16 protein-coding genes are annotated in these 12,839 nt (G+C 31.2%); 4 read left to right on the top strand and 12 right to left on the bottom strand.

The window, feature by feature from the left end; genetic code table 11:
* Window positions 1–61 precede the first annotated feature (61 nt).
* Genes H526_RS0114105 through H526_RS0114120 form a run of 4 tightly spaced genes read right to left on the bottom strand, consistent with a single transcriptional unit; the run spans window position 62 to window position 3,871 of the window.
* Window positions 62–1,300 (bottom strand): DUF1015 domain-containing protein, encoded by a 1,239-nt coding sequence (locus H526_RS0114105; RefSeq protein ID WP_027393605.1) that lies wholly within the window; start codon window positions 1,298–1,300, stop codon window positions 62–64.
* Window positions 1,300–1,926, bottom strand: a complete 627-nt coding sequence (locus tag H526_RS0114110) for a M23 family metallopeptidase (RefSeq protein ID WP_035085624.1) — start codon at window positions 1,924–1,926, stop codon at window positions 1,300–1,302. The genes H526_RS0114105 and H526_RS0114110 overlap by 1 nt, the downstream gene beginning before the upstream one ends.
* A 27-nt stretch (window positions 1,927–1,953) precedes the next feature.
* The gene (locus tag H526_RS0114115) at window positions 1,954–2,841 is read right to left on the bottom strand and encodes a 3-hydroxybutyryl-CoA dehydrogenase (protein WP_027393607.1); all 888 of its coding nucleotides are present in this window, start codon (window positions 2,839–2,841) and stop codon (window positions 1,954–1,956) included.
* 55 nt (window positions 2,842–2,896) lie between these two features.
* On the bottom strand, window positions 2,897–3,871 hold the full coding sequence (locus H526_RS0114120; RefSeq protein ID WP_027393608.1) for a Gfo/Idh/MocA family oxidoreductase: 975 nt from the start codon (window positions 3,869–3,871) through the stop codon (window positions 2,897–2,899).
* 197 nt (window positions 3,872–4,068) lie between these two features.
* Here H526_RS0114120 and H526_RS30925 point away from each other — a divergent pair, with 197 nt between their 5' ends.
* The 3 genes from H526_RS30925 (at window position 4,069) to H526_RS0114135 (ending at window position 6,172) form a co-directional block, all read left to right on the top strand.
* Window positions 4,069–4,839, top strand: coding sequence for a TlpA family protein disulfide reductase (locus H526_RS30925; RefSeq protein ID WP_081415627.1), 771 nt, complete (start codon window positions 4,069–4,071; stop codon window positions 4,837–4,839).
* Window positions 4,840–4,927: 88 nt separating this feature from the next.
* A complete protein-coding gene (locus tag H526_RS0114130) occupies window positions 4,928–5,575 on the top strand; it encodes a protein-L-isoaspartate(D-aspartate) O-methyltransferase (RefSeq protein ID WP_027393609.1) in 648 nt (215 codons plus the stop codon).
* A gap of 9 nt (window positions 5,576–5,584) precedes the next feature.
* Window positions 5,585–6,172, top strand: a complete 588-nt coding sequence (locus tag H526_RS0114135; protein ID WP_027393610.1) for a GldL-related protein — start codon at window positions 5,585–5,587, stop codon at window positions 6,170–6,172.
* Window positions 6,173–6,190: 18 nt separating this feature from the next.
* Here H526_RS0114135 and smpB read toward each other — a convergent pair whose 3' ends face one another.
* Together smpB and H526_RS0114145 are read right to left on the bottom strand one after the other, a co-directional pair.
* Window positions 6,191–6,652: an SsrA-binding protein SmpB gene (smpB, locus tag H526_RS0114140; RefSeq protein WP_027393611.1), complete on the bottom strand. Its 462-nt coding sequence runs from the start codon at window positions 6,650–6,652 to the stop codon at window positions 6,191–6,193.
* A 92-nt stretch (window positions 6,653–6,744) separates the two neighbouring features.
* Window positions 6,745–7,101 (bottom strand): DUF3887 domain-containing protein, encoded by a 357-nt coding sequence (locus H526_RS0114145; RefSeq protein ID WP_027393612.1) that lies wholly within the window; start codon window positions 7,099–7,101, stop codon window positions 6,745–6,747.
* A 230-nt stretch (window positions 7,102–7,331) separates the two neighbouring features.
* Here H526_RS0114145 and H526_RS0114150 point away from each other — a divergent pair, with 230 nt between their 5' ends.
* Entirely contained in the window at window positions 7,332–8,084 is a 753-nt protein-coding gene (locus H526_RS0114150) for a DUF6503 family protein (protein ID WP_027393613.1), read from the top strand.
* Here the strand turns inward: H526_RS0114150 and H526_RS0114155 are convergent.
* The 6 genes from H526_RS0114155 to H526_RS0114175 form a co-directional block, all read right to left on the bottom strand.
* Window positions 8,081–8,599: a SixA phosphatase family protein gene (locus H526_RS0114155; protein ID WP_027393614.1), complete on the bottom strand. Its 519-nt coding sequence runs from the start codon at window positions 8,597–8,599 to the stop codon at window positions 8,081–8,083. The two genes, H526_RS0114150 and H526_RS0114155, sit on opposite strands and share 4 nt — an antisense overlap.
* A gap of 2 nt (window positions 8,600–8,601) precedes the next feature.
* Complete coding sequence (locus H526_RS0114160; protein WP_081415628.1) at window positions 8,602–9,729, bottom strand: esterase-like activity of phytase family protein; 1,128 nt, start codon at window positions 9,727–9,729, stop codon at window positions 8,602–8,604.
* Between the two features lie 75 nt (window positions 9,730–9,804).
* Entirely contained in the window at window positions 9,805–11,058 is a 1,254-nt protein-coding gene (locus H526_RS29195; protein ID WP_051336162.1) for a cellulase family glycosylhydrolase, read from the bottom strand.
* Window positions 11,059–11,358: 300 nt separating this feature from the next.
* The gene (locus H526_RS32500; protein WP_255411842.1) at window positions 11,359–11,484 is read right to left on the bottom strand and encodes a hypothetical protein; all 126 of its coding nucleotides are present in this window, start codon (window positions 11,482–11,484) and stop codon (window positions 11,359–11,361) included.
* 55 nt (window positions 11,485–11,539) lie between these two features.
* Window positions 11,540–12,025, bottom strand: coding sequence for an acyl-CoA thioesterase (locus tag H526_RS0114170; RefSeq protein ID WP_027393616.1), 486 nt, complete (start codon window positions 12,023–12,025; stop codon window positions 11,540–11,542).
* Window positions 12,026–12,075: 50 nt separating this feature from the next.
* Window positions 12,076–12,672 carry a TetR/AcrR family transcriptional regulator gene (locus H526_RS0114175; RefSeq protein WP_027393617.1) on the bottom strand — a complete coding sequence of 199 codons (597 nt, stop codon included), beginning with the start codon at window positions 12,670–12,672 and terminating at the stop codon, window positions 12,076–12,078.
* Window positions 12,673–12,839 lie beyond the last annotated feature (167 nt).

Here is a 12,839-nt window from a genome sequence, read left to right on the forward strand (position 1 = left end):
CCTAAAATTACAAAATTAAATAACGATTAGTTTCTATCTAGTTATAACTTTATACAGCAGGTTAGAATTCATAAATAGTAATACCACTCCTTAGCTTTGGCTCAATATATGTACTTTTTGGAGGCATCTTTAAACCTTGATCTGCTATTTTCTTCATTTGATTTACAGTGGCTGGAAATAACCCAAAACCTACCTTGAATTCTCCTTGATCTATTTTACTTTTTACATATACAATATCATTTTTTCCGTGAGAGTATTCTATTCTGGTGTCTGTTCTAAGATCATGAATACCAAGTATAGGAGCTAATACTGTTTTAAACAAAATCTGCGCATCTAGTTCCTCTAGTGCATTTGTGAATTCATAGATAGTTTTTCTAAGGTATAATGAATAGAATTCGCCATCTAAATACATACTAAAATGATTTGGTTTCGATGGTTTATATACTTCAATACCACGATTTTCTATCCTAAACCATTCGTCTAAACGAATTAAAAACTCTTCTTTGGATAATCCATTAAGATCTTTAATTAATCTATTGAACTCATAAATTCTTAGATCTGATTCAGGGATTAAATAACTCATAAAGAAGTTATAAGGCTCAGCACCATTATGTTTATCGTTAGTTGATGCTAAATCTTTTGAAAGTAAATATGAAGAAGCAGACCTATGATGTCCATCAGCAATATATATGGTTTCCATTGTGTCAAAAGTCGACTGAATTTGCTCAATACTTTTTTTATCTTCTACTTTCCATAAATAATGTGTGTCACGATAGGTGGTTGTAAATTCGTATTCTGCTCTTTCTAGAATTACTTTTTCGATTATTTCTGTAATGGTATCGTTGTCTGGATAGGTTAGGAGTACTGGCTCGGCATTAAATCCTACGGTTTTTAGATATTGCTTAAACGTAGTTTCTCTTTCTGTTAATGTATCTTCATGCTTTTTGATGATGTCATTTTCATAATCCTCGGTACCAGCAGCGGCTATAATCCCGCAAAAGGATTCTTGCTCGCGATTCACAATTTTATATACATAGAAACATGGAGTTTCATCTTGCATAAAGATCTCATCTTCTTTAAATTCTAAATACCTGTTACGAACAAGCTTATATCGTTCTTCTCCTGAGATTTCTTTATGATATTTATATCCGGGATTAACAATGTGTAAAAAAGAGTAAGGGTTATAATCCATTCTAGAATCCCTTTCCTCTGGAGTATAGCTTTGGTAAGATCGCGATGCAATCAAACTTACCTTATCTCTTGTAGGACGAACTGCCTTGAACGGGTTTATTTTTGCCATTAATTATTGTTTATAAATTTAGTAGGGTCCAAATATCCTTTCGTATCTTCAGAATATCCACCACCAATGTCCATAAAGATATCATCTCTTATCTCCAGATGCAAATGCGCGTAATACATACCATCAGCATTTCCAATAGTTGCAATTAATCCTCCTTTTTTAACAAGGTCTCCTTTTTTTACTTTGAGGGTTTGACAATGGGCATATACAGATTCGTAATAGTTGCCTTTGTACTGATGAATAATACGTATTACATTTCCCCAGCCTCCACCAATATTATCAGCAAAAGAGATATATCCATTTCCTATAGAAAAGATGGCATCTCCAAGATCAGAATTACCACCCCCAACACCATTCCAATCGTCACCTAAATGATTATTTTCTGTGAACTTCTGAGCGTTGTAATATCCTCTAGCATTCGGTTTACCTACAGGAAAATCAAAGTCTTTGGAAATAAATTCTTCTTGTTGTTTGAATAATGAATCGTATACTACATATTTATTTTGAACCTGAATCTTAGTTTTTAGATTATTTACAGATGAAGTATCTTTAGAAACTACTATATGTTTTTTTTTACACGATAGTGATAGCAATACGATTAAAGTAATTGAAAGATATTTTTTCATAAAATAATCATATCTTTTACTTCCAATTTATACAAACTGCTTTGCTACATTTTCTGCTTTTCTGCTTTCTGAGTAATCATAGAAACCTTCACCACTTTTTACTCCAAGTTTTCCTGCCATTACCATATTAACTAACAATGGACAAGGAGCATATTTTGGGTTTTTAAAACCATCATACATTACATTAAGGATAGAAAGGCAGACGTCTAATCCTATAAAATCAGCTAATTGTAAAGGCCCCATTGGGTGAGCCATTCCTAGTTTCATAACTGTATCGATCTCAGATACTCCAGCAACGCCATTATATAAAGTCTCAATAGATTCATTGATCATAGGCATCAAAATTCTATTCGCAACAAAACCAGGATAATCATTAACCTCTACAGGAACTTTGCCCAACGTTTTAGACATTTCCATAATCGTACTAGTTACTTCATCTGATGTGTTGTAACCTCTTATAATCTCTACCAATTTCATGATTGGCACAGGATTCATAAAATGCATTCCAATGACCATATCAGGTCTTTTTGTAACTGCTGCGATCTGAGTAATAGAAATAGAAGAAGTATTCGTAGCTAAGATTGTGTCTTCTGGACACGCTTCACTTAGATCCTTAAAAATTTTTAGTTTTAAATCAACATTTTCTGTAGCTGCTTCTACCACAAGACCAGCATATTCTACACCTTCTTTGATACTAGTATATGTCGAAATATTACCAAGAGTAGCTTCTTTATCAGCTTCAGAAATTTTTTCTTTAGCAATCATTCTATCGAGATTTTTCGTAATTGTTGCCAATCCTTTATCTAATGACTGCTGAGAAATATCAATTAATTGAACTTTAAAACCTTTTTGTGCAAAAGTATGGGCAATTCCATTACCCATCGTTCCAGCACCAATTACTGCTACGTTTTTCATGAATTATAGTTGTTGTGATTCACCTTTATGGTGTATTTTTGTTTGTTTATGCTTTTTATTGTTGGTCGTCTTTAAAACATCCAATAATCTGTAATGCTACTTCTAGTGCTTTTTTACCTTGAGTCAAGGATACAATAGGAGTCGTATCGTTATTAATAGCTTCGGCAAAAGTATCTAGTTCATCTAATATTGCATTATTCGAAGGAACTTCTGGATTATCAAAATAGATTTGTTTTTTTATCCCTTCTGCATTTTGCAAGATCATATCAAAATCACCAGGTTTTTCTGGCGCATCTTTCATTTTTACTACTTCACATTTTTTCTCGAAGAAATCAACAGAGATGTAGGCATCTTTCTGAAAAAATCTTGCTTTTCGCATGTTTTTTAAAGATATGCGACTTGCAGTAAGGTTAGCGACACAGCCATTTTCGAATTCGATACGAGCATTTGCGATATCAGGAGTTTCGCTTATTACAGATACTCCACTGGCACTGATATGTTTTACATCAGAATGCACAACACTTAGTATTGCATCGATATCATGAATCATTAAGTCCAAAACAACCGGAACATCAGTTCCTCTTGGATTAAACTCAGCCAATCTGTGTGCTTCGATAAACATTGGATTATCAATCTTTTTAGAAACGGAAGTGTATGCTGGGTTAAAACGTTCTACGTGGCCAACCTGACCTTTTACATTATGAATATTAGCAAGCTCAATTAGTCTTTCAGCTTCTTCAACCGTATTGGTAATTGGTTTTTCTATAAAAACATGTTTTCCAGCTTGTATGGCTTGTTTGGCTACTTCAAAATGAGCAAAAGTTGGTGTTACAATATCTACAACATCCACAGCTGCTATCAACTCTTCTACAGAATTGAATAATTGATAACCAAATTCTTCTGCAATAGCTTTTGCTTGTTTTTCACTGGCGTCATAAAAACCAACCAGTTCATAATTTTTAGATTGTTTCAGGAGACGTAGATGAATTTTTCCAAGATGTCCTGCGCCAAGTACTCCGGCTTTGAGCATAATTCAAGATTTTACACAAAAATAGTATTATTTATAAATTAAGCGATGATCCATTTTGAAAATCGCAATTTTAAATTGTTAAGATTTTGATAATGAATTTAGAGTATTCTTTTTTTGAAATATCGTAAACTATAAAAGGATCAATGAATTTAAATTTTGAAAAGATTAAAAATTATGTTATTATTTAAAAAAAAGAGATGAAAAATAGAAATGTATTATGCTTCTTTTTATTCTCAATGATTTTTTGCTTACATGTAATAGGTCAGGATGCATTGAGTAATTTAATAGAGGTAGGGGAAAAAGATCTTCAAAATGGAATTGATTTTAAGAAAGATATAGAAGATGTATCTTTTTATGATTTGCAGGGAAATCTCATAAATATGAAGCAAGCCAATTCATTTTTAGCATCTAATAATTATTTTCCACAGTTTTATACAGATAAAAATAATGAGGTTGTTGCGATCATGATTAAAAAAATGTCAGACAAAACTCCTTCAGCTGGCGCTAAGTTTAAGAGTCTTAGGATTCTAAAAGCTAAGAAAAAGAAGAATCTGAGTAAAAAGTTTATTGATTTTTCTGCAGTAGATATGGATAATGAATCATATGTTTTATCCGATCTTAAAGGTAAAGTGGTAGTTATGAATTTTTGGTTTATACGATGTAAACCCTGTGTCTACGAAATGCCAGGTTTGAATAAAATCGTCGAAAAGTATAAAAATAATCAAGATGTAGTTTTCTTAGCTTTTTCATTTGATCGAAAATCTGATATTGAATCTTTCTTAGAAAAACACAGTTTCTTGTATCAGATTATTCCACAGAGTAAGAAAATTATTTCCAGTTATGATGTAAGTTCGTTTCCTACGAATATGGTCATTGACAAAAATGGAAAAACTGTTTTAAGGAAATCAGGTTTCGGACCAAATACAGTTCCTGAGTTAGAAAATAAAATTGCTTCTTTGGTAAAATAATAAGAAACATTATATACGTAAATAATCAAAGAATTTATCTATTGTGATACCATTTGTTTATGTAACTTTGAGGAGTTAATCTACCCTAATGAAATCTAAAGATACATTAAAACACGCTGGAAAAAGAAAACAGCTAGTCGATGTGTTAATCGACAAAGGAATTAAAGATGAATCTGTTCTTACTGCTATACGTAAGATACCTAGGCATTTATTTATGGATTCAGGTTTTGGTGATCACGCTTATCAGGATAAAGCATTTCCTATTGGGGCTGACCAAACTATTTCTCAACCATATACTGTTGCTTTTCAGTCAGAATTGTTGGAAGTCGAGCGAGGTGATAAAGTATTGGAAATAGGTACAGGGTCTGGTTATCAGACTGCTGTTTTGTGTGAATTGGGCTGTAAAGTTTATAGTATAGAAAGACAACAAGAGCTTTTTAAAAAAACGAAACTGTTTTTACCAAAACTAGGATATCGCCCTAAACATTTATCTTTTGGAGATGGATATAAAGGTTTGGAACAGTTTGCTCCTTATAAAGGTATTATAGTAACAGCTGGTGCTCCTTATGTCCCTAAACCATTATTGGCTCAATTAGAAATAGGAGGTAGGTTAGTAATTCCTGTTGGTAACGATCCACAGGTAATGACTTTATTTATACGTAAAAGTGAAACCAAGTTTGAAAAACATGAATTTGGAGAGTTTCGCTTTGTACCTTTGTTAGAGGATAAGAATTAGTACAGGATAATGAGAAAATTAGAACTCTATATTTTACCTATTACTATTAGTATTGGTTTTTTAATTTATTTGCTTGATTATCCTTTTGGGAGTACCATCACAATTATTTCTTTATTAGGATTTTCTTGTCTATATTTTTATTTCGGTTTTGCTATTTTTAATGAAGTACCTTTTCGAAAAGTTTTTAAAAAGGAATCTTACCAAGGTATTTCGATCTGGAGGATAATTGGAGCGATATTAACTGGAGTTTCAATTTCTATTTTATTAATAGGATTGTTATTTAAAATGTTTCGTTGGCCATTTGGTAAAGAAATGCTGATTATTGGAGTTAACTTACTGAACGTTATTTTTATAATAGGGTTTATTAAAATTATAAAGGAAAAAAGACCTTTTTATCAAAGGTTATTACCTAGAGTTATCGTTTTTCTTCTTCTAGGGTATTTGTTTTTATCGTTACCTTCTTATGCTCTCTTAAGTTTAAAGTATAGCGATCATCCAGGTTATATTGAAGCAGTAAAACGTTTAGATCAAGATCCTGAAAACCTTAAATTGCAGTTAGAGGAACAGAGAGCATATGGTGATATGATGAGTGAATAAGGTTGTTACCTAAAAAGATTACTTATAATCCTTTTTAATGCGATCTAGAGCACGTTTATTGTCTCGATCTTTAATAGTTTCACGCTTGTCATAAAGTTTTTTACCTCTAGCAAGGGCGATGTCTAATTTGGCTAAACCTTTATCATTTACAAATAATCTAGTAGGTATAATGGTAAGACCAGAATTTTTAACTTCTTTCTCTAGCTTTTTTAATTCTTGCCTGTTTAGTAATAATTTTCGTTCACTTTTAGGATTATGGTTAAAGTAGGTGGCGTGAGAATATTCTTCAATATTCATATTGATAACAAAGAGTTCCCCATTATTATGAAACTCACAGAAGCTTTCTGCAATACCTGCTTTTCCTTCTCTAATAGCTTTTATTTCTGTCCCTACTAATTTAATTCCAGCTGTATATTTGTCTAAAAATTCGTATTCGAATTTAGCTTTCCTATTAAGTATATTGATTTTATTCTTATTCATAATCTATATGTGCAAAAAGTTTGCAAAGACTACAAAAATACAAAAAGCTTTCCCTAAAGAAAGCTTTGTTATTTATATTGTAGTAAAAAGTTTTAAGGTTCTTGAAATTGTATGGTAGCAATTTTACCGTCAGAATTTAATTTTAATTCCATCACTAAACTAATATTGTCAAAAGCTGCTGTATAACTATTGATTCCTTCAGCAGACTCAATAAACGTTAGCGTATTTAAATTACCAAATTGTGAGTGACATCCTTTTATAAAACGAGTGACACCTTCTTTGGTCATTTCTTCCTGCATTTCAGCAGAATACAAGTCGAAAACTGCGTCTATGTTCTGCGCGTTAAAATTTTCCTGGAAGGCTTTAGTTGTCTTCTCATAAGTGGCAGTATCTTGAGCTAATAAGGGCTGCGAAGCGATACAAACCAAAAGCAATAATATATATTTCATAGTATTTATAAGATTTAGGGATTGCAAAATAATTATCTTTTTGAATATTTAAAAAAAAAATAAACTTAAAATTGAAGCATTCGATGAAAGTTTTGTGCTTAGAATTCGCCTAATACGACATTACTATTTATGAACATATAGATGGTACGATTATGTCTTTAGTTTAACAAAATTATTGGAATTATTGATAGTGTAACAACTATTTTAGTCTTTAAGTTAATAAAAAAATTATGAAGAAATTTTCATTTTTATGCGGGATATTGTTTTTACTTTCTTTTACAACACCTACGATTCAATATAATGCCCAGCAAATTGTGGATAAAGCTATAGAGAATGCAGGAGGTGCAAAATTTGATAATGTCATGATTAGGTTTTCTTTTAGAGGAAAAGAATACAGGAGCGCACGTAGTAATGGACAGTATCAACTAGAAAGAGTAGTGTTTAGCAATGATGGTATGACTCATGATATTCTTAGCAATAAAGGTTTGTCTAGGACTATTGAAAGTTGTAAAGTTAAAGTTGTGGATTCGATGGTAACTAAAATTAGTGATGGTGTAAATTCGGTGCATTATTTTGCAAACTTACCATATGGATTAAATGCCCCAGCTGTTCATAAGAAACTTGTAGGCGAATCTAAGTTAAAAGGCTCGGCTTACTATAAAATTAAAGTTACTTTTGATCAAGAAGGTGGAGGTACTGATTATGAAGATGAATTCATGTATTGGATTCATAAAGAAAATTTCACAATTGATTATTTAGCATATAAATATGCAGTAGATGGAGGAGGAATTCGTTTTAGAGAAGCATACAATGCTAGGGTAGTTAATGGAATTAGATTCGTTGATTATAATAATTATAAGGCTGGCAATTTATCGACACCTTTATCAGAATTAGATTCCATGTTTGATAAGGATCAATTAAAACTGTTATCTAAAATAGAACTAGATGATATTTATGTTTATGATGACAATGATTGTTGTTAATTAATATTAAGAACAGTATCTGTTATTACATCCCCTGTTACTTTAATAATAAAAAGCTTACTATAGTTCTTTTCATCAATAGCGCTGTATTTCTCAACTCCCATAATTTTATTAACAAAGGTTGGAGTTGAATTGCTATGGCCAACGATTATGGATGTCTTTCCTAGTGTTTCTTTTTGAAATTTATCATCATACAGTTTTCTAGGGTCGTAGATGGACACTTCAATATTTCGGTCTTTTGATATAGGACTGGCAGTTTGCAAGGTTCTGGCATAGTCCGTACTGTATATGTTATCAATTTTAAAATCGGCTAGTATACTAACAAGGTTCTCAGATCTTTTTTTTCCTTCTTCAGTTAAGTTTGGGTTTCTATTGGTTGGATCACTAAGATCTTTTTCGGAATGTCTCACCAAAATATAAGTAGTGGTACTAACATTTTCAGATTTCTTTTGAGCACAGCTCGAAAAAACAATACCTATTAATAAAATAGCTGTAGAGATGTATTTAGTTTTCATGATTATTTGTTTTTCAGTACTTCAAGTAATATCAATTGATTGATCTGTTCCGAAGTTGGATTAAAATTATTGTCTGAAATTAACAATAACGATTGATTTCCATTTGCTAATATAGGGCCAAAAGTAATACCTTCTATATTATCAACAATCTGATTTGTTAGTTGATTTCTAATAGTTTCGAAATCAAAAAGTAGTTGTTTAGTTGCTAATTGATATTTTTTATTCTTTAAAAATTCAAACGCCACGGTATTAGTAGCGTCTTTTATATTTGCTAAATATATTCTTACCGTGTTACCTTGTGTACCATAACCTGCGGCATACCCTCGTTCTATAATTATAAATTGAGATTTATTAAGTTGTAATAAGCCTGTAACTCCATTTACACCAAATTTTCCTTTAGGATCTTTCGCTAGTTTATCTAGTGGATAAGTGAATTGAAAGTCAGCTGTTTTTGTTTTTACATTAAAATGAGTAATTCTTACGGGAGCTCCAGATTTATCAAAAGTTGGTTCATCGCCATCAAGTTCTAACGGAAGCTCCATTGCGGCCCAATACCCTTTGTTATTTATATCATTGACAAGTCCTTCAAAAACTCCATTATGTCTTGGTTGATTTCTAGAATTATCACCTGTTAAAAAATAGGAGGGAAGTTGCAATTTACTTTTGTAATTCCCATCAATATCTGTTATAAAAATGGTAGGATCATATTTGTTTTTTATAGATCCCTCGCTACTTAATATAAATTTATTTTTATCATATATCCTGATAGCTTCTAAGTCAGCTACATTGTTCTCCAGAAATTGATTTTCTTGATCTTTTATTTTGATTAGTTGATTTATATCAATCCTATTAATAATATTATTATCAAGAGAAATTTTGGCTTTGTAAAATCTTGGATTTTTTGCATCATCACAGACAAGGTAGTAGGTGTCTTCTTCTTTATGATATTCTATAGCAGAAAGCCCTCCAATTTTACTTCCTTCAAAAATAGAATCATTATAGATTACGTGTTCATCCAGATATTTTATTTTTAGAGAGTTACTAACTGTGTTGTTGGGTATACTAGCACAAGAAACTAGAATTTTTGTAATTAGAACTATGAAAATAAAGCGCAAAATAAAAGTATTCATTATAAAATTAGTAAAGCCCCTAAGATAGTTCTTAGAGGCTTTACAAGTAAAATTTTTATAAGTTATTTAATAAAACTAGTGTTTAACAAATTTTGTGGTAGTCGTATTGCTATTAGAACTTACTTTTAAAATGTAATTACCTGAATTTAGAGTATTAATATTAACTTGAGGATTGTTCTCATTTGTATCCTTATGAAAAACAGATCTTCCGTTCATATCATAAATGGTTAGATCGTCTATTACGGTATTGGAATTAATAGAGAGAATTTCGTTTACTGGATTTTGATCCAGTGATAGTTTTTCATTGTTAATAGTAAAATCATCAACACTTAAGGTTGCTGCTCGTGCTAGTAAATGATTTCGAATAAAAATACCCGATGTTGTTAGGTTTCCATTTATCAATCCTTGTACTCCCATATTAGGACTTACAACGCAAGAATCTTCTGGTTTATGAGAAACTGTCCAATTGACATAACTTATGTGGTTTTCAATCATAAAGTCTAACCAGACCTGGGACTCTTGTGGATTGTATCCACCATTTCCACTAGCATCGGTAGTACCCCATTCTGTTACAAATAGTGCAATCCCACTGTTCATTGCAGCTAATGCTCGATCTCTTAAAAACTGTTTATGAGTATTAGCGTAAAAATGTAAAGTATAAGCTAGGTTAGGATCCCCAGTTATAGGGTTGGCAGCAGCCTGATCTACATCCTGTGACCAAGTTGGGCTTCCAACGATAATTAAGTTATCTGGATCTTTAGAGCGTATTCCGGCAATTACATCATTAGCATAATTTTTAACATCATTCCAAGATTGATTTATAGGTTCGTTATAAATCTCATAGATAACGTGATCATTATTCCCGTATAATTCTGCCATTTCTGTAAAAAATGCTACAGCTTCATCTTTATACACTTCCGCAGCATGTGTATGCCAATCAATGATTACATAAACCCCTTTAGCAATAGCAGCATCTATAACAGTTCTAATTTTAGCTTTTTGGGCTGCAGTATTATCTATATAACCAGTACTTCCATCCCAATCTTCTTTAACACCAAGAGCTGCTCTAATGATGGGGTTTTTCCAATCATCGGCTAAATGGTTTATTGTTTGACTATTATAAAAATCGCCACCATCACCAGCATTACTCCAGAATAGACTCATACCGGCTAGACTGATTTTTTCTCCATTTTCTGCAGTAACGTGGCTTCCATTAACTTGCAGCCTACCATATCTTTCGACTACTGTTTGAGCATAGCTAAAAGAATTAAAAATTAAAAAGAGAATTAGGGTAGATAATTGTTTTTGACGTGTAAAGTTAAGTTTCATAATTTGTTTTTGAGGAGTTGAATATATTTAATTGTTGCTGGTTAACCAGATTTTAGCGAAACGATAGAAACTATTATTTAGTATAGCGAATATTAGCTTTTCGATGAAATAATAAGTTATTAGGATTAAAAATTAAATGTAAGACCTACAGGAGAGAATTTTCTTCTATTTTAGGGATGTAATAAAAGAGAATTAAAAATGGCTCTGTTATCATAACAGAGCCATTTTTAATTTCTTTACTTTTTTTGATTAATATTATATAATAGGAGTATTTGAATAACTTTCTAAATTATTAGAAAGTTATTCAAATACTCCTAATTTCCACGCTACTATTGCCATAGAAAATATTGCAATTACAAAAAATGCAATAAAAAAATATGAACTTCTCTTCTTGTGAGAGGAGCCAAGATCATCGGAAGTCTTCATAATGGTTAGATTTTGTTGATTGATGTATATATAAGACTCCTTAATTAACTATATGTTACACTTTTTGTGGTTTTAGTTCTAAAATTCTTTGATTAAAGGTATTAGCCTCTAATGGATTTAATACAGAATTAAACAATTCCATCAGCTCTGGAGTGTGATTCCAACGCTTTTGTTTTAATAAATTAAAATGCACAAAAGAACTCCACATAACGGCTTTTAGTTCAGTTTTGTTATGATTCCACATGCGTATTTCAACATGTAATTCATTTTCTGAGAATGATATAAGTTGAGAGTTAATGATAACATCTTCCATCAACAATGCGGGGCGTAAATATGCGATTTGATTACTGCCTACAACCCAACTTACACCTTGGGTTTGTGCCATTTTAAAAAGATCTAAATCGTAATAGTTAATTATTTGGTCTTCTCTAGCATTAATCATATAGTTAATATATTCTGCATTATTAAGATGGTTGAATGGATCGCAATGTTGAAATCTGATTTTTGCTTTACTTTCTAAGGTTTTTGGTAATGTTGTCATAATGTTTTTAATTTTATACCAATTGGTATATTTTGATTTAAAAAAAATGTTTATAGTTTCAATTCATTAAGAATCATAGTGTCTATTTGGTCCATAGTTTGTAATAAATAACTATTATCTTCCATGGTATGTGTCATAAATATCGCTCCAATTATCATGGTATATAATCTTTTTGAATAGATTATAGAATTTATATCAAATTTAATTTCTTTTGATTGTTTTCCTTGGTCAATGAGTAGTGCAAGATTATTTTGAATTTTATCTATTGTGTACTGCACATATTTAAAGAGAGGACTATTTTGATGTTTTGCGTCCACTCCCATATTAAGTACAGGGCATCCTCCTAATTCTTGACTATAATTATAATAGTTTCTGTAGAAATCTGTAATAAGAAATAGCTTTTCAATAGGGGAATTACTAAGTGTCTGATGATCAGTTATACGTCTTAGCATGTTTTTGACGGTCATCGTAAATGCTGCAATAGCTAATTCTTCTTTATTTTTAAAATTTCCGTAAATGGCACCTTTGGTTAAACCAGTTGCTTTAGTAATATCACTCAAACTAGTGGCCGCATATCCATTTTTGTTAAAAATAGGGGCAACCGTTTGAACTATAAATTCTGAAGTTTTTTCGGCTTTGGTAAGCATGTAAAGAAGTTTAATATGTCAAATATACTTAAAATATACCATTTGGTATATTTTAAAACTTTCTTTTAACATTACATTTTAGTTTTATTGTTTCTAGAGAATCAAATTTTTAATATAAAGATAACTTAGTACACTAAGTATTATGCCTATATTGCTATGCTAATTTT

The sequence above is a fragment of the Aquimarina latercula DSM 2041 genome (genome assembly GCF_000430645.1).
Taxonomy (GTDB): domain Bacteria; phylum Bacteroidota; class Bacteroidia; order Flavobacteriales; family Flavobacteriaceae; genus Aquimarina; species Aquimarina latercula.

Bases quoted from the DNA above. Each gene is read 5' to 3' on its own strand.
- H526_RS0114105 (WP_027393605.1), bottom strand. From the start codon at position 1,300: ATGGCAAAAATAAACCCGTTCAAGGCAGTTCGTCCTACAAGAGATAAG.
- H526_RS0114110 (WP_035085624.1), bottom strand. From the start codon at position 1,926: ATGAAAAAATATCTTTCAATTACTTTAATCGTATTGCTATCACTATCG.
- H526_RS0114115 (WP_027393607.1), bottom strand. From the start codon at position 2,841: ATGAAAAACGTAGCAGTAATTGGTGCTGGAACGATGGGTAATGGAATT.
- H526_RS0114120 (WP_027393608.1), bottom strand. From the start codon at position 3,871: ATGCTCAAAGCCGGAGTACTTGGCGCAGGACATCTTGGAAAAATTCAT.
- H526_RS30925 (WP_081415627.1), top strand. From the start codon at position 4,069: ATGAAAAATAGAAATGTATTATGCTTCTTTTTATTCTCAATGATTTTT.
- H526_RS0114130 (WP_027393609.1), top strand. From the start codon at position 4,928: ATGAAATCTAAAGATACATTAAAACACGCTGGAAAAAGAAAACAGCTA.
- H526_RS0114135 (WP_027393610.1), top strand. From the start codon at position 5,585: ATGAGAAAATTAGAACTCTATATTTTACCTATTACTATTAGTATTGGT.
- smpB (WP_027393611.1), bottom strand. From the start codon at position 6,652: ATGAATAAGAATAAAATCAATATACTTAATAGGAAAGCTAAATTCGAA.
- H526_RS0114145 (WP_027393612.1), bottom strand. From the start codon at position 7,101: ATGAAATATATATTATTGCTTTTGGTTTGTATCGCTTCGCAGCCCTTA.
- H526_RS0114150 (WP_027393613.1), top strand. From the start codon at position 7,332: ATGAAGAAATTTTCATTTTTATGCGGGATATTGTTTTTACTTTCTTTT.
- H526_RS0114155 (WP_027393614.1), bottom strand. From the start codon at position 8,599: ATGAAAACTAAATACATCTCTACAGCTATTTTATTAATAGGTATTGTT.
- H526_RS0114160 (WP_081415628.1), bottom strand. From the start codon at position 9,729: ATGAATACTTTTATTTTGCGCTTTATTTTCATAGTTCTAATTACAAAA.
- H526_RS29195 (WP_051336162.1), bottom strand. From the start codon at position 11,058: ATGAAACTTAACTTTACACGTCAAAAACAATTATCTACCCTAATTCTC.
- H526_RS32500 (WP_255411842.1), bottom strand. From the start codon at position 11,484: ATGAAGACTTCCGATGATCTTGGCTCCTCTCACAAGAAGAGAAGTTCA.
- H526_RS0114170 (WP_027393616.1), bottom strand. From the start codon at position 12,025: ATGACAACATTACCAAAAACCTTAGAAAGTAAAGCAAAAATCAGATTT.
- H526_RS0114175 (WP_027393617.1), bottom strand. From the start codon at position 12,672: ATGCTTACCAAAGCCGAAAAAACTTCAGAATTTATAGTTCAAACGGTT.